The organism is Novosphingobium sp. SG919 (assembly GCF_012932495.1).
Lineage (GTDB): Bacteria > Pseudomonadota > Alphaproteobacteria > Sphingomonadales > Sphingomonadaceae > Novosphingobium > Novosphingobium rhizosphaerae.
In genome coordinates, this window is sequence record NZ_JABCNG010000001.1 from 328,327 (window position 1) to 343,654 (window position 15,328).

Annotated in this window: 12 protein-coding genes; 7 read left to right on the top strand and 5 right to left on the bottom strand. The window is 68.4% G+C overall.

Going from position 1 to position 15,328, the window contains the following annotated elements:
- Positions 1–131: 131 nt before the first annotated feature.
- The gene (gene acs / locus FHT19_RS01475; protein ID WP_169473537.1) at positions 132–2,081 is read right to left on the bottom strand and encodes an acetate--CoA ligase; all 1,950 of its coding nucleotides are present in this window, start codon (positions 2,079–2,081) and stop codon (positions 132–134) included.
- Positions 2,082–2,545: 464 nt separating this feature from the next.
- Here acs and FHT19_RS01480 point away from each other — a divergent pair, with 464 nt between their 5' ends.
- The 4 genes from FHT19_RS01480 (at position 2,546) to acpA (ending at position 8,178) form a co-directional block, all read left to right on the top strand.
- Positions 2,546–4,480, top strand: coding sequence for a CocE/NonD family hydrolase (locus FHT19_RS01480; protein WP_169473539.1), 1,935 nt, complete (start codon positions 2,546–2,548; stop codon positions 4,478–4,480).
- A complete protein-coding gene (locus FHT19_RS01485; RefSeq protein WP_169473541.1) occupies positions 4,480–5,124 on the top strand; it encodes a DUF3237 domain-containing protein in 645 nt (214 codons plus the stop codon). The genes FHT19_RS01480 and FHT19_RS01485 overlap by 1 nt, the downstream gene beginning before the upstream one ends.
- Before the next feature lie 49 nt (positions 5,125–5,173).
- The gene (locus FHT19_RS01490; RefSeq protein ID WP_169473543.1) at positions 5,174–6,460 is read left to right on the top strand and encodes an amidohydrolase family protein; all 1,287 of its coding nucleotides are present in this window, start codon (positions 5,174–5,176) and stop codon (positions 6,458–6,460) included.
- A 95-nt stretch (positions 6,461–6,555) separates the two neighbouring features.
- Positions 6,556–8,178 (top strand): acid phosphatase, encoded by a 1,623-nt coding sequence (gene acpA / locus FHT19_RS01495; protein ID WP_169473545.1) that lies wholly within the window; start codon positions 6,556–6,558, stop codon positions 8,176–8,178.
- 24 nt (positions 8,179–8,202) lie between these two features.
- Here the strand turns inward: acpA and FHT19_RS01500 are convergent, their stop codons facing one another.
- The 3 genes from FHT19_RS01500 to hemC form a co-directional block, all read right to left on the bottom strand.
- On the bottom strand, positions 8,203–9,084 hold the full coding sequence (locus tag FHT19_RS01500; protein WP_248290224.1) for a hypothetical protein: 882 nt from the start codon (positions 9,082–9,084) through the stop codon (positions 8,203–8,205).
- A gap of 109 nt (positions 9,085–9,193) precedes the next feature.
- Entirely contained in the window at positions 9,194–9,871 is a 678-nt protein-coding gene (locus tag FHT19_RS01505; protein ID WP_169473547.1) for a uroporphyrinogen-III synthase, read from the bottom strand.
- Positions 9,871–10,839 carry a hydroxymethylbilane synthase gene (gene hemC / locus FHT19_RS01510; RefSeq protein ID WP_169473549.1) on the bottom strand — a complete coding sequence of 323 codons (969 nt, stop codon included), beginning with the start codon at positions 10,837–10,839 and terminating at the stop codon, positions 9,871–9,873. The genes FHT19_RS01505 and hemC overlap by 1 nt, the downstream gene beginning before the upstream one ends.
- A 45-nt stretch (positions 10,840–10,884) precedes the next feature.
- Between hemC and tsaD the strand changes: the two genes are divergently transcribed.
- Genes tsaD through FHT19_RS01525 form a run of 3 tightly spaced genes read left to right on the top strand, consistent with a single transcriptional unit; the run spans position 10,885 to position 14,472 of the window.
- Positions 10,885–11,937, top strand: a complete 1,053-nt coding sequence (tsaD, locus tag FHT19_RS01515) for a tRNA (adenosine(37)-N6)-threonylcarbamoyltransferase complex transferase subunit TsaD (RefSeq protein ID WP_169473551.1) — start codon at positions 10,885–10,887, stop codon at positions 11,935–11,937.
- Entirely contained in the window at positions 11,934–12,947 is a 1,014-nt protein-coding gene (locus FHT19_RS01520; RefSeq protein WP_169473553.1) for an NAD(P)H-dependent glycerol-3-phosphate dehydrogenase, read from the top strand. Before tsaD ends, FHT19_RS01520 begins: the two co-directional genes overlap by 4 nt.
- A gap of 34 nt (positions 12,948–12,981) precedes the next feature.
- The gene (locus FHT19_RS01525; RefSeq protein ID WP_248290375.1) at positions 12,982–14,472 is read left to right on the top strand and encodes an oligosaccharide flippase family protein; all 1,491 of its coding nucleotides are present in this window, start codon (positions 12,982–12,984) and stop codon (positions 14,470–14,472) included.
- 30 nt (positions 14,473–14,502) lie between these two features.
- Here the strand turns inward: FHT19_RS01525 and rsmA are convergent, their stop codons facing one another.
- Positions 14,503–15,327 carry a 16S rRNA (adenine(1518)-N(6)/adenine(1519)-N(6))-dimethyltransferase RsmA gene (gene rsmA, locus FHT19_RS01530; RefSeq protein WP_169474871.1) on the bottom strand — a complete coding sequence of 275 codons (825 nt, stop codon included), beginning with the start codon at positions 15,325–15,327 and terminating at the stop codon, positions 14,503–14,505.
- Position 15,328: the final 1 nt, after the last annotated feature.

The following is a 15,328-nucleotide window of genomic DNA, read 5'->3' on the forward strand; positions in this document are numbered from 1 at the left end:
AGGTGCCACGGCGCCTGCGACGCGTTGTGCCGGGCACACGACTCGTGATGCCGGCGCCGCGCTTGCGGCCCTGTGCAAACGACAGGGGCGGACCCGCAGGCCCGCCCGTCATCAGGCGTAAAGCGCCCGGTTCAGGCCGTGGCCAGCACCGGCCGATTGGCGATCAGGTTGTCCACCACCGAAGGATCGGCGAGGGTCGAAGTGTCGCCCAGCGAGCCCAGGTCATTCTCGGCGATCTTGCGCAGGATGCGGCGCATGATCTTGCCCGAGCGCGTCTTGGGCAGGCCTGGCGCGAACTGGATCACGTCGGGCGTGGCAATCGGGCCGATCTCGTGGCGCACCCATGCGACCAGCTCGCGGCGCAGCGCCTCGTCCGGCTCCACTTCGGCGTTGCAGGTGACATAGGCATAGATGCCCTGGCCCTTGATCGCGTGGGGCATGCCCACCACGGCGGCTTCGGCCACCTTGGCATGGGCCACCAGCGCGCTTTCGATTTCGGCCGTGCCCATGCGGTGGCCCGACACGTTGATCACGTCGTCGATGCGGCCGGTAATCCAGTAATAGCCATCCTCGTCGCGGCGGCAGCCGTCGCCGGTGAAGTACCAGCCCTTGAACGTGGTGAAATAGGTCTGGAAAAAGCGCTCGTGATCGCCCCAGACAGTGCGCATCTGCCCCGGCCAGCTATCACCGATCACCAGGCAGCCATCGGTTGCCCCTTCCAGCACCTGGCCATCGTTATCCAGCAGCGCGGGCTTTACCCCGAACATCGGCTTGCTGGCCGAACCGGGCTTCAATGCCGTGGCGCCGGGCAGGGGGGTGATCATCGCGCCGCCGGTTTCGGTCTGCCACCAGGTGTCCACGATCGGGCAGCGGCCTTCGCCCACCACCTTGTGATACCATTCCCAGGCTTCGGGATTGATCGGCTCGCCCACGCTGCCCAGCAGGCGCAAGGATTGGCGGCTGGTCTTGTGCACCCAGTCATCGCCCTCGCGCATCAAGGCGCGCAGCGCGGTGGGGGCGCCATAAAAGATTTCCACGCCGAACTTGTCCACCACCTGCCAGAACCGGCTGGGATCGGGGAAGTTGGGCACGCCTTCGAACATCACCGTGGTGGCGCCATTGGCCAGCGGGCCATAGACGACATAGGAATGCCCGGTGACCCAACCGATATCGGCCGCGCACCAATAGATCTGGCCGGGCCGGTAATCGAACACGTATTGGTGCGTCATCGATGCCCACACGGCATAGCCGCCGGTGGTGTGCAGCACGCCCTTGGGCTTGCCGGTGGAGCCGGAGGTGTAGAGGATGAACAGGGGGTCTTCCGCGTTCATTTCCTCAGGCGGGCAATCCGCGCTCTGCTCTGCCACGCTGGCAGCCCAGGGCAGATCGCGCCCTTCCTGCATCGGCACGTCGGCGCCGGTGCGCGCCAGCACCACCACGGTATCCACCGCCGGGCAATGCGTCAGCGCCTCGTCCACGTTCTTCTTCAGCGGCACGCGCTTGCCGCCGCGCAGGCCTTCGTCGGCGGTCAAGACCACGCGGCTGTCGCAATCCTCGATCCGCCCCGCCAGGGCATCGGGAGAGAACCCGGCAAAGACGATCGAATGGATCGCGCCGATGCGCGCGCAGGCCAGCATGGCCACGGCCGCTTCGGGCACCATCGGCAGGTAGATCGTCACCCGGTCGCCGCGCTGCACGCCGCGCGCTTTCAGCAGGTTGGCCAGGCGGCAGACATCGCCATGCAGTTCGCGATAGGTGATCGCGCGCGATGCGTCCTTGGGGCTGTCGGGCTCCCACAGGATCGCCACGTCGTCGCCGCGCGTGGCCAGATGGCGATCGAGGCAATTGGCCGAAAGGTTGAGCGTGCCGTCCTCGAACCAGCGGATGCCGAAGTCTTCCTCGTGGAAGCTGGTGTTCTTCACTTTGGTGAAGGGCTTGATCCACTCGATCCGCTGCGCTTCCTGCGCCCAGAAGGCATCGGGTTCTTCCACCGACCGACGGTGCATTTCCAGATAGCGCGCCTCGTCGATCAGGGCGGTCTGGGCCCAGTCGGCGGGAACGGGATAGATGGCTTCGGCCATGTGCGGAACCCTCTCGATAATTGTCGCGGCGGTTGCGACCGGCGTGATGCTTGAGAGCTACGCTAGCCGCTTGGACGTCTCTATGCCAGTTGGATATAAGTCTACCATGGCGCCGGTGCGAGGGGGCACAGCGCCGGTCCATCGCGCCGTTTCGGCCATGTGTCGCAACAGCGAAACACCCGTCCGCGCCGATCTGCGTGGGAGGCCCCGCGCCACAAACACAGCCCACCAAATCGGCATGCAACTCCCAAATGGAAGGTGTGTGTTCGCCACCCATCGTGCACAAAATGCACCAGCGGCTTATGGTTTCTGCCATGTCGCTGATTAACAAGAAAAATTCGTAGAAATCGGGTAGTTTTGGCAGGGGGCGGCATGTTGACAGATTGCTATGGCGCATTCCATTCCGTGACTGAGATCGCAGCGTATTGCACCGCGCGCTTCCCCACCGCGAACACGAGGTTGCCATGAAATCCCCGTTTGCCCGGCGCCTGGCCGGCGCTGCTTTTGCTGCCGGTGCCATGCTTGCCCTGGCCGCGCCGGGCCTGGCCCTGGCCCAGGCGCAAGTGCCGGTCGGCACTGGCACCGCGCCCGATGAACTGGCCCCGCCGGTCAAGCACCAGGCGCCGTTCTTTGCCCGCCGCATCACCGGCTACCTGCCCACCCGCGATGGCACGCAATTGCGCTTTTCCGCCCTGCTGCCCAAGGGCAAGGGGCCGTTCCCGGTGATCGTCAACTACAGCGGCTACGATCCCGGCTCGATCGGCGGCGCGGCTTATATGGACGACAACACGGCGATGTCGGTCAATCTCGATCGCGCGCTGGTCGAGGCCGGTTATGCCGTGGTCGGCATCAACGCGCGCGGCACGGCGTGCTCGGAAGGGCAGTTTGAATTCCTCTCGATGCGCTATGGCCAGGATGGGCGCGACGCGATCGAATGGATCGCCATCCAGCCCTGGGCCAATGGCGCGGTCGGCATGGCCAACTGGTCGTGGGCGGGCATGTCGCAGATCGCCACGGCGGCCGAGCAGCCGCCGCATTTGAAGGCCATCGCGCCGGGCATGGTGCTGGGCGATGCGCGGCTCGACAGCTGGTTCATCGGCGGCATTCCCGCGCCCGGCTTCGTCGATGGCTGGTGGGGCTATCTTCATTCGCGCTGGGATGCCGCACGGCACAGCGCGCAAGCCGAAGGCGACCAGCGGTGCCTGGCGCAGATTGCCCAGAACCTGCAGACCGCCGAAAAGAACCGCGTCCCCTCGATCCTCATCCGCCACCCGGTGCGCGACGACTATATCGAGATTCGCAACATGGCGGCGCGCACGCACCAGATCCAGGTGCCGGTGTTCTCGATGGAAGCGTTCCAGGACGAAGCGGTGATCGCCCGAGAAGGCTATTACCAGGAAACGCTCGATCCCGCGCGGCTGTGGTTCCTGCAGACCAATGGCGCGCACGATGTCTATGTCTCCACCCGCTTTCGCCGGCAGTTGATCGCCTTCTTCGACCGCTTCGTGAAAGGCAAGGCCAATGGGTTCGAGGCGACGCCGCACGTGCAGGTGTGGACCGAAGCGGCGCTGACCGGCCCGGCCCAGGGCATTTTCGAGAATCTGACGCCGGGCGTGACGCTCAAGAGCGATGTTTTTCCGCTGCAGGTCACCCCGCGCGCCTTCGCGCTCGATGCCGGGGGCAAGCTGGTGGCCGATGCGCCCGCCGGCACGGGGCAGGACGATTACGACTATCCCCTGCGCGGCCCGGCGGTGCAGCACGAATTCACCCGCGATAGCTGGGAAGGGCTCAAGCCCGGTTGGGAAAAGGCCACGCTGGCCTATACCACGCCGGCCCTCGATGCCGATTTCATCGGCTATGGCTCCGGCGCGGCAGGCTTGTGGATGGCGGCCAGTGGCGCCGATGCCGATGTGCAGGTGACGCTGACCGAAGTGCGCCCCGATGGGCAGGAAGTCTATGTCCAGCGTGGCTGGCTGCGCCTGTCGGATCGCGCGCAGGATCCGGCCAGGTCCACGCCGCTGCGACCCTGGCCGCTGGACCGGCCCGACAGCATGGCCGCCATGGTGCCGGGCGAGCCGGCGCTGGCGCGGATCGAGATCCAGAAGTTTGCCCATGTCTTCCGCACGGGTTCGCGCATCCGCCTGTGGATCGACACGCCCAGCCAGTTCGGCGGCAACCTGTTTGCCCCGCAATCGGTCCCCACGCGGCTGACCGTGCTGCACGATGCCGCGCACCCCTCGCGCCTGATGCTGGGCCAGGCGCCGGCCAGCACGGTGGTGGGGGCCATTCCCGCCAGCGCGCCGGCCTGCGGCACCGTGCTGCACCAGCCCTGCCGCGCCGATCCGCTGGCCGGCAATGCGATCACGCTGGGCTTGCCCCAGCCGCAAGGAGAGAAGTGATGACCGTCTCACGTCGCAATGCCCTTGGCGCCATCGGCGTTGGCCTGCCGCTGGCGGCCGCTGCCACCCGCGCGCTGGCCGCCCCGGTCGTGCCGCCCGCGCCGCCGCCGATGCCCACGGGCGCTGCCATCCACGAACCCTCGGCCCCGCCGCTGCCGCCCGGCGGCGCGCCGGAGGTGTTCGACAAGGTCGGCCTGGAATGGGTGATGAACATCGTGCCGTTCTGTTCCGAGCCGGAGTACATGGGCAGCGCGCAGGACCAGGTGGCATCCGACGGCTATCGCAACGATGTCTGGCCGGTGATCGGCGGGGTGTTCTATGGCCGCGGGATCAAGGGCACGGTCATTCCCGGTGGCGGCGATTTCCCGGTGATCCGCCCCGATGGCGTGGTGGTGGTCGATGCGCTCTATCGCCTGAAAACCGACGACAACCAGCAGATCATCATCCACAACAAGGGCCTGGGCTATACGGAGGAAAAGTATCGCCTGCTGCCCACGTTCGAAGTGCCCGGCGCCAAGTATGCCTGGCTGCGCGAATCCGTGTTCGTCGCTACGCTGACGTTCCCGGTGCCACCCTCGATCAAGACGCCCGATTTCGGCCCCAAGGCCAATGGCCGCCTGATCCAGGTTTTCCGGGTAACCTGAGGCGAAATGCACTCCCCACGCGGCGATGCAGGCGATAGGGTGGCAGGCGATGTTGCGCTCCACCGTCCTGCTCGCCGCGCTTTGCGCCACCGCCTCTCCCGCCCTGGCCGAAACGGTCTATGTCCGCGCCGGGCGGCTGGTTGACCCGGAAGCGGGCAAGGTGCTCACCGCGCGCCTGATCCGCGTGGAGGATGGCCGCGTGGCGGCGATCACGCCCGATGGGCCAAATGCGCCGGTTTTGCCGGCCGGCGCCAAGGTGATCGACTGGAGCGGCTATACCGTGCTGCCCGGCCTGATCGACATGCACGTGCACCTGGCCGACATGGACCAATCGGAAAACGTGGCCGAGCCGCTGCTCCATTCGGCTATGGAAATCGCCTATGTCGGCGCGCGCAATGCCCGCACCACGCTGATGGCCGGGTTCACCAGCGTGCACAACTGCGGCAATTTCCGCGCCTATGCCGATGTCGAACTGCGCAACGCGATTCTCCGGGGTGACGTGATCGGCCCGCGCATCAGCGCGGTGGGTGCCTATGTGACGATTCCCGGCGGCGGCGGCGAAGTGACCGGCTTTGCCCCTGATGTGGACGTGCCGGCCGACATGCGCGCGGGCGTGGTGAACGATGCGGCCGATACCACGCGCAAGGTCAACGCGCTGTTCCAGCACGGCGCGGATTCGATCAAGCTGATCGCGACCGGCGCGGTGCTGGCGCAAGGCACCGAACCGGGCCAGCAGGAACTGAGCGAAGACGAAATGCGCGCCGCCGTCACCGTGGCCAAGGCGCGCGGATCGTGGGTGACGGCCCATGCCCATGGCGCGGAAGGCATCAAGTCGGCCATGCGCGCCGGGGTCAAGGCGATCGAGCATGCCAGCCTGATCGACGATGAAGGCATCGCCATGGCCAAGGCCAAGGGCGTGTGGCTCGACATGGATATCTACGACGGCGACTATATCGCCGACTATGGCCGCGCCCACCACTGGCCGGCCGACATGCTGCGCAAGAACGACGATACCACCCAGGCCCAGCGCGACGGCTTTGCCAAGGCGGTGAAAGCCGGCGTGAAGCTGTCGTTCGGCACGGATGCCGGGGTTTACCCCCACGGCCTCAACGCCCGCCAGTTCAAGTACATGGTGCGCTATGGCATGACGCCGATGCAGGCGATCCAGGCCGCCACCACCGTTTCGGCAGACCTCCTGGGTTGGAGCAAGGACGTCGGCGCGCTTTCACCCGGCCACTATGCCGACATGATCGCGGTGAGCGGCGATCCCCTGGCCGATATCACCGTGCTCGAGCATGTCGACCACGTGATCAAGGGCGGCGACGTGGTGAAGTGAGGGGTTGAGCCTCTGCAACAGAGCCTTGGACAGACACCGCGTAAGTCCCTATTCCAACGCCCGATTCCTTCCCCCACGGAAAAAGCGCGCCCAACATGACCGACAAGCCCAATGGCCCCGCCCTAGACCGCCGCAGCCTGCTGGCCGGACTTGCCATCACCGGTGCTGCTGCCGGGGTAGAGGCGCAAGCCGCCGCGCCGCGCAGCCGGGCCAAGGCCGATGCGGCCTTGCGGGCCAAGATCGACACGGTCGTGGTGATCTATGCGGAAAACCGCAGCTTCAACAATCTCTTCCCCGATTTTCCGGGCCTGGCGCAGCCGCTTTCCGCCGTGCCGCCAGAGCGTGCCCGGCAAAAGGACCGCGATGGCCGCATGCTGGAAACCCTGCCCAAGATCTGGGAAGGCATGGTGCCCGACAAGCAGGTGGTCGAGCACGCCGAATTCCAGATCGGCGAGGATGCCATCACCGGCCTGCCCAACGCGCCCTTTGCGCTCAAGACGCCCGAAGGCGATCCGCTGCCCCACGGCGTGGTGACGCGCGACCTGATCCACAGCTTCTACAACAACCAGTGGCAGATCAACGGCGGGCGCAACGATGGCTTTGTCGCCTGGGGCGATAGCGGCGCGCTGGTCATGGGCCACTATGGCGATGTGCGCGCCAATCTGCGGCTGTGGCAAGTGGCGCGCGAATTCACGCTGTGCGACAACTTCTTCATGGGCGCGTTCGGCGGCTCGTTCCTCAACCACCAATACCTGGTGGCCGCTACGCCACCCTATTATCCCGATGCAGACAAGAGCGTTGCCAAGGATCGTGTGGTCAAGCTGGACCCGGCCTATAGCGATCCGCCGCGCCCGCTGCTCAAGGCCGGCACCCCGGCCAGCGCGATGGACGGGCCAGTGCGCTTCGTGGCGGATTCGATCACGCCCGATCACCGCGCGGTCAACACCATGCTGCCGCCCTATCTGCCCACCTACCAGGCCGATCCCGAAAAGCCGGGCATGGCGCTGGTCACGGCGCAGACCCTGCCGCCCCAGACCCATGCCCATATCGGCGACCGGCTGAACGAAGCGGGCGTGGATTGGGCCTGGTATGCCGGTGGCTGGGCCGAGGCGATGGCCGGGCGCGCCAACAGCGCGGCGTTCCCCTCGCGGCCCAATTTCCAGCCGCATCACCAGCCGCTCAACTACTTCGCCAATCTCGCCCCCGGCACGGCCGCGCGCGAACACCACTTGCGCGATGGCGGGCTGGGCGAAACCGCGCGCACCAACCTGTTCCTGGCCGATGCCGCGGCGGGAAAGCTGCCGCCGGTCACGTTCTACAAGCCGCAGGGCAATCTCAACATGCACGCCGGCTATTCCGATGTGGATGCCGGCGATCGCCATATCGCCGGGGTGATCGACGCGCTGCGCCGCTCGCCGCAATGGGGCAAGATGCTGGTGGTGATCACCTTCGATGAAAACGGCGGCTGGTGGGACCATGTCGCCCCGCCCAAGGGCGATCGCTGGGGGCCGGGCACGCGCATTCCCGCGCTGATCGTCTCCCCCCATGCCAAGCGCGGCCATGTCGATCACACGATCTACGATACCGGCTCGATCGCGCGGTTCCTGGTCCGCCGCTTTGGCCTCAAGACGCTGCCCGGCCTGGTGGAACGCGACAAGGCGATACTGGCCGCCGGCGGCCCCCCGCCGGGCGATCTGACGGCTGCACTCGATATCTGATCCTTCCCCCGCTGGGGGAAGGGATCACCGCACGGCGGGCGGGGCCAGCGCGGCAACCGGGCCGGGCGCGGCCGCCGTATCGGTCTGCGGTGTCGGCGATGCCTGCGGCTGCGGTGCAGATTGGGGTGCAGGTTGGGGTGACAGCGGCTGCGGCGCGGGCAGCACCATCGCGGCGGTTTCCAACTGGTCCAGGGCGTGCTGCGCGGCCACCCAGTCGCGGGCGTGGGCCAGCCATTCGGTGGCGGCATCCTTGCCCGGCATGCGTTCCACGTCGCTGATCGCGGCATCCACCCGGCCACCGGCCAGCGCCAGGCGGGCATGATCGGCGCGTGCTTCGGGGGTGGCGTTGGGGCCTTCGTCGTGGCGGATCACGAACAAGCCGGCGATCTGGCCCGAAAGCCAGTCCCAGGTGTTGCCCTGCGGCGCCTTGCCCATCAATTGCGGCTCGATCGCGGCGAGTTCTTCCGACAGGCTGCCCAGCGTGATCGGATGGGCAGAGGCGGCAATCACCCGGTCCACCGCGCCGGGCTGGCTGTCGCCAAAGCGCACGCGCAGCTGGTTTTCCAGAATGCCCAGCGGCTGCCCGCGCTCGATCGCGCGGCGGGTGGCAAAGGCCACCAGCAGCGCCTCGGCCCGCGTGGCCTGGCCTGCGGCGGCGCTGGCTTGCTGGTTCAATTCGGCCAGGCGCTGCTCCAGCGCGGAAACCTTGGCCGATGTGCTGGCCAGGACGGCATCGCTGGCCGCGCTGCTGGCGGCGGCCACCACCGCTTCAGAGGCCACGGCGGCAGGCACGTCGCCGCTCGCGCTGGCCATCGGGCCCAGGTCAAGCCGCAGCCAGCCTTGGCGAGCGGCCAGCCAGGCCCCGCCGCCAGCCAGCGCCAGAATGACGATCAGGGCCAGCCCCACCGCAAGCCGACCACCGCCACGGCGGCCACCGCTTCGGTTACCGGGCGGAATTGCTTGTCCGTATGGCGTGTCCTGCATCAATCTTTTTCGCTTGTTCGTGGCCCCGAAGTCACAGGTTCTGGCACATTTGCCGGGCCAGCGCCAGCAATGGTTGATCGCGGCGCTTGGCAGATATTTCAACCGCTTGCCATCCAGGGCCAGCCATGGGCCCGATTCGTGGGGCCAGGCACGCCAGCGCCACGTTGCCACGTGCGAGGCCCAAGCGTGCGCATTCTGCGGCAAAATGGCGCGCCGCTTCGCCCGAATGCAGCGCCACCACGCAGGGCCCCTGCAGCAGCGCTTGCGCCGCCGGATCGAGCGGCAGGGGCCGCGCGGCATAGACCGTGATCGTTTCCACCGCCACGCCCGGCGGGGGCACCAGCGGCGCGGGATCGGCGCCCGACAGGCGTAGATAGCGCCCCGGCGCCAGGTTTCGCGCCACTTCGGCCAGGCCCCCTTCGCCCACTTGCGCCACGGCAAAGCCGGCATCTTGCGCTGCCTGTGCCGTTTCCGCGCCCACCGCCAGAACGGGCAGCCGGGCAAGCCGCGCCAAGCCCGGCCCGGCCAGGCGGAACAGGTTGGCGCTGCCCGCCAGAATGCCGGCAAAGGCCGCGGGATCTGGCACCGTCCACGGCACGGCGTCTATCGCAAACAGGGGGGTGCCCAGCACGGTCAATCCCATGGCACGCGCGGCGGCAACGCTTGCCGCGTTGCCCGGCTCGGGCCGCAAGACCAGCAGCGGGCGCATCAATGTGCCGGGGAATCATCACCGTGGAAAAACGCGGCAATGCCTTCGGGGGCCTGGGCCAGCAGGCGCTGTGCCAGGGCAAGCGGCGCCTGGGCATCATCGGCGGCAAAGCGCGCGGTGTCTTCCACACGCAGGGCGCCGTCGGGGCTGAACAGCGCGGCGCGCAGCACCAGATCATCGCCCGCGGTGGTGGTCAGCACGGCAATAGGGCTGTGGCACGTGCCGCCCAGGCCCGCCAGCAAGGCGCGCTCGGCACGGATCGCCGCGTGGGTGGGGGCGTGGTCGATGGCGCCAAGCAGCGCGCGCACATCCTGGCGCGCGGCCAGGCATTCGATACCGATCGCCCCTTGCGCCGGGGCCGGCAGCCATTCCTCTGCCGGCAGGACATGGCCCACCCCGGTTTCGCCCAGGCGTTGCAGCCCAGCGGCGGCCAGCAGCGTGACATCGGCCTCGCCCGCCTGCAACTTGGCCAGGCGCGTGGCCACGTTGCCGCGAAACGAAACGATTTCCACGTCGGGCCGCGCGTGCAGCATCTGCGCGGCGCGGCGCGGCGCGCTGGTGCCCACCCGCGCGCCTTGCGCGATCGCGGCCACGCTGGCCGCACCCACCAGCACATCGCGCACGTCGGCGCGCGGCAGCACGGCGGCAATGATGATCGCCTCGGGACGGACGGTTTCCACGTCCTTCATCGAATGCACGGCAAAGTCGATCTCGCCATGCAGCAGGGCCGCGTCCAGCTCCTTGGTCCACAGCGCCTTGCCGCCGATCTCGGCCAGGGGGCGGTCCTGGATACGATCGCCACTGGCCACTTGCGGGCACAGTTCCACCGCGTCTTCCGGCCAGCCGTGGGCGGCACACAGGCGCGCGCGGGTTTCCTCGGCCTGGGCCATGGCCAGGGGGGAGCGGCGGGTGCCAAGACGCAACGGCCGGTCGAGCGTCTGCGGTGGGTTGTGCGACGGGTTGTTCATGCGTGGCTTGCCGTAAACGGGATTATCTCTAAGGGGAAGCTCCGCATGGCCCTGATCCTTGGCATCGAATCCTCGTGTGACGAAACCGCCGTTGCCGTTATCGACGGCAGCGCGACGACGCTTGCCACCCGTATCGTGGCGCAGCGTATCGCATCGCAGGACGAAGCGCACCGGCCCTATGGCGGTGTCGTACCCGAAATCGCCGCCCGCGCCCATGCCGATGTGATCGCCCCGATGGTGGCCGCCACGCTGACCGATGCCGGCCTCACGCTCGATGACATGGACGCCATTGCCGCCACCGCCGGCCCCGGCCTGATCGGCGGGGTGATGGTCGGCCTGGTTACCGGCAAGGCGCTCGCCATGGCCAGCGGCAAGCCGCTGATCGGGATCAACCACCTGGAAGGCCACGCGCTTTCCCCGCGCCTGGCCGATCCCGGCCTTGCCTATCCCTATTGCCTGCTGCTGGTATCGGGCGGGCATTGCCAGATCCTGGAAGTCATGGGGCTTGGCCAGTATCGCCGCCTGGCCACCACGATCGACGATGCGCTGGGCGAAGCGTTCGACAAGACCGCCAAAGTGCTGGGGCTGGGCTATCCCGGCGGCCCGGCGGTGGAGCGCCTGGCGCGCGAGGGCAACCCGCGCGCGGTGCCGCTGCCACGCCCGCTGGTCGGCAGTGGAGAGCCGCATTTCTCGTTCGCCGGCCTTAAAAGCGCGGTGCTGCGCGCGCGCGATTCGGGCCAGTATTGCGCGGCAGACCTGGCCGCCTCGTTCCAGCAGGCGGCGATCGACTGCGTGATCGACCGCACACGCGGCGCGCTGGCGCAGTGTTCGCCAGGCATGACCGCGCTGGTCGTGGCCGGGGGCGTGGCTGCCAACGCCGCGCTGCGCGGGGCGCTGGAAACGCTGGCCGGGGAAGCCGGCCTGCCGCTGGTGGCGCCGCCGGTAAAGCTGTGCACTGACAATGCCGCGATGATCGGCTGGGCCGGCGCCGAACGCTTTGCCACCGGCCAGGCCGATCCGCTCGACCTGCCGGCCCGGCCGCGCTGGCCGCTCGACGATGGTGCTGCGCCCGTGCGCGGTGCGGGAGTGAAGGCATGAGCGTGGCTGATGTGGGGGCGCCGGGGGTCGGCGTGATCGGCGCGGGCGCCTGGGGCACCGCGCTGGCCCAGATGGTGGCAAGCGACGGGCGGCGCGTGGTCCTGTGGGCGCGCGAGGCGGCGCTGGCCGAAACGATCAACCGCGAGGCCCGCAATCCCACCTATCTGCCCGGCGCCGCGCTGGCGCCACAGATCGCCGCCACCAGCGACCTCGCCGCGCTGGCCCACTTGCCCGTGCTGCTGCTGGTCACCCCGGCGCAGTTCCTGGGCAGCGTGATGGCCGGTCTGCCCGATTATGCCGGCGATCTGGTGCTGTGCGCCAAGGGGATCGAGGCAGGCACCGGGCGGTTGATGGCGCAAGTGGCGCAAGACGCCGCGCCGCGTGCGCGCGTGGCGGTGCTTTCTGGCCCGACCTTCGCCCACGAAGTTGCCGCCGGCCTGCCCACGGCCGTCACGCTCGCCTGTTCGGGCGGGGACGCGCAGTGGCAGCGCCTGGCCCCGGCCGTGGCGCGGCCCACGTTCCGGCCCTATTATTCGGCCGATGTGATCGGCGCGGAGATCGGCGGCGCGGTCAAGAACGTGCTGGCGATTGCCTGCGGCGTGGTCGATGGGCTCGGCCTGGGGCAGAATGCGCGCGCCGCGCTGATCAGCCGCGGCTTTGCCGAAATGCAGCGCTTTGGCCTGGCGATGGGCGCGCAGGGGGAGACGCTCTCGGGCCTTTCCGGGCTGGGAGACCTGGTGCTGACCTGCTCTTCGCCGTCGAGCCGGAATTTTTCGCTGGGCAAGGCGCTGGGGGAAGGCCAAACCGCGTCTCAGGCGTTGTCAGGCCGCAGCAGCGTGGCCGAAGGGGCGTATACCGCGCCCGTGCTGGCCGATCTTGCCCGGCAGAAGGGAATTGCCATGCCGCTGGTCGATGCGGTCGTTACCCTGGTTCAAGGGCAGGCCCCGGCCCGCGACGTTGTCGCCAGCCTGCTGGCCCGCCCCTTGCGTGCGGAACGCCCGCTTGGCTGAACCCACTCTTTCCGCAGGCCTTCCCGCCGATCGGGTGGATGCGCAGGCCGAACAGGCCGATATTGCCGCGCTGGCCAAGGGCGGGCGCACCAACTTTTTCGGTTTCGTGCTGCGCCTTGCGGCCAGCGTGCCGTTCCTGTTCATCGCCGGCCGGCTTTACGGCGCGGCCACGCTGGGGCGCTATGCTTCGGCCACGCTGGTGGTGGAACTGGCCGCGCAGCTGGCCACCCTGGGGCAGAAGCGCGGGCTGGCGCAGCAACTGGCCAAGGAAGACCGGCCCGGCGCCTGCATCGTGGCCGATGCCCTGCTGCTGTCGGCCCTGGTATCGGCGCTTTGCGCGCTGCTCTTGTGGCTGGTGCCGGTGCTGATGTTCCCCAGCGGGGACTATACGCGCGTGGACCGCCTGCTGCCGCTGGCGATCCTGCCGCGCGCGCTGGGCGATGTCGCGTTGGCGGCGCTGGCCTATCGCTTTGATGTGGGTGCCACGGTGCGCGCACGCGCGGTGGTGGAACCGTGGACGCAGTCGCTTGGCGCTGGCGGCCTGTGGCTCGCGGGTATGTGGTGGGCGCCGCTGCGCGATAGCGGGCTGATCCTGGCCTATGCCCTGGCGATGCTGGCCGCGATGGTCACTGCGTTCGTGCCGCTGCTCAAAAGCTATGGCCTGCCGCGCCAGTGGGAGCCGCGCCTGCGCGACCTGCTGCGCTTGGCCAATCGCAACTTGCCGCTGGCCGGCGCCGATGCGGTGGAATGGGGCACGCGCAAGCTTGACCTGTTCATCCTGGGCACTTTCGCCCCGGCCGAGGCAGTGGGCATCTATTACGTGGCGCAGCAGGTGGCGACGCTGCCGCAAAAGCTGAAAACCAGCTTCGAACCGATCCTGGGCCCGGTGATCACCCGCAACCTGCGCGAAAACAATTTCGGCGCGATTGCCCGCCAGGTGTGCCAGGTGGGTTTCTGGATCACCGCCGCGCAGGCCGGCATCGCCCTGGCGCTGGGCCTGCCGGGCAAGGGCGTGATGGGCCTGTTCGGCCCCAATTTCGTGGCGGGCACCGGCGCCCTGGCGCTGTTGCTGGCGGCCGAAGTGGTGGCCGCGCCTGCGGTGGTGAGCGAAGCGGCGCTGATCTATGTGGCGCGGCTGCGCAACTGGTGGATCAGCCTGGGCACGATCGCGCTGCAGGCCGGGCTGACCGTGGCCTTCATCCTGGCCGCGCGCGAACTGGGCGGTGGCGGCATGGTCGAGGCGATGGGCGCGGCGCTGGCGCTGGTCGTGTCGCTGGGCCTCGCGTCCCTGCTCAAGTCGCGGCTGCTCGGCTCGATCCTGAAACAGAAGATCAGCAACTGGCGCTGGGCGCTGGTCTGGGCCGCGCTGCCCGCGCTGGGCGTGGGCCTGCTGGCGCGGTTCTTGCCCGAATGGGCCGAACTGGCGCTGGGCGTGCCGGGTATCCTGGGTGTCTATGGCTTCGTCATCTGGCGCCGCGGCTTTGGCCCGGAAGACCGGGTGCTGTTCCGCAAGCAGAAGGGGTAGGGGGCTTGGCCCCAATTGAACGGCTTCGTTCTATTTCTTGGATAGTAACCCGGCGATCGCCACGAAATCACCCACGCTCAGCGTTTCGGCGCGGCGGGCGGGATCGATGCCCAGCGTGTCGAGCGCGTCGAGCGCGCCGGGCAGTCCTTTCAGCGACTGGCGCAGCATCTTGCGCCGCTGGCCAAAGGCAGCCTCGGTCACGCGTTCCAGCATGCGTGCGGAAACCCCTTCGGGCATGGCGGCAGGCGTCACGTGGACCACGGCCGACATCACCTTGGGCGGCGGGGTGAACGCGCTGCGGTGCACTTTCATGGCAATGCGGGCGGATGCGCGCCATTGCGAAAGGATCGCCAGCCGGCCGATGGCATCGCTGCCGGTGGCCGCGACGATGCGTTCGGCCACTTCCAGCTGGAACATGAGCGTGAGCGAAAGCCAGGCCGGCGGCCAGTCCTGGCCCGAAAGCCAGCCGGTGAACAGCGCGGTGCCAACGTTGTAGGGCAAGTTGGCGACTACGTGCCAGGGGCCGTCGAACAAGGTTGCAGGATCGATCTTGGTGGCGTCCCCCTCGATCACGCGGAGCTGGCCGGGAAAGGCCTCTGCCAGTTCGGCCAGCGCCGGCAGGCAGCGCTTGTCCATCTCGATCGCGGTGACGTTCGCGCCAGCGCGCAGCAGGGCGCGGGTCAGCCCGCCGGGGCCGGGGCCCACCTCCAGCACGTTGGCGCCCTTGAGCTTGCCCGGAATGGCCGCGATGCGCGCCAGCAGCTGTTCATCGAACAGGAAGTTCTGGCCCAGTGCCTTGGACGCGAGCAACCCGTGCCGGTTGACCACATCGCGCAAGGGGGGAAGATCGGGCAGG

Bases quoted from the DNA above. Each gene is read 5' to 3' on its own strand.
- FHT19_RS01520 (WP_169473553.1), top strand. From the start codon at position 11,934: ATGAGCGTGGCTGATGTGGGGGCGCCGGGGGTCGGCGTGATCGGCGCG.
- hemC (WP_169473549.1), bottom strand. From the start codon at position 10,839: ATGAACAACCCGTCGCACAACCCACCGCAGACGCTCGACCGGCCGTTG.
- FHT19_RS01505 (WP_169473547.1), bottom strand. From the start codon at position 9,871: ATGCGCCCGCTGCTGGTCTTGCGGCCCGAGCCGGGCAACGCGGCAAGC.
- acs (WP_169473537.1), bottom strand. From the start codon at position 2,081: ATGGCCGAAGCCATCTATCCCGTTCCCGCCGACTGGGCCCAGACCGCC.
- FHT19_RS01480 (WP_169473539.1), top strand. From the start codon at position 2,546: ATGAAATCCCCGTTTGCCCGGCGCCTGGCCGGCGCTGCTTTTGCTGCC.
- FHT19_RS01485 (WP_169473541.1), top strand. From the start codon at position 4,480: ATGACCGTCTCACGTCGCAATGCCCTTGGCGCCATCGGCGTTGGCCTG.
- tsaD (WP_169473551.1), top strand. From the start codon at position 10,885: ATGGCCCTGATCCTTGGCATCGAATCCTCGTGTGACGAAACCGCCGTT.
- FHT19_RS01490 (WP_169473543.1), top strand. From the start codon at position 5,174: ATGTTGCGCTCCACCGTCCTGCTCGCCGCGCTTTGCGCCACCGCCTCT.
- acpA (WP_169473545.1), top strand. From the start codon at position 6,556: ATGACCGACAAGCCCAATGGCCCCGCCCTAGACCGCCGCAGCCTGCTG.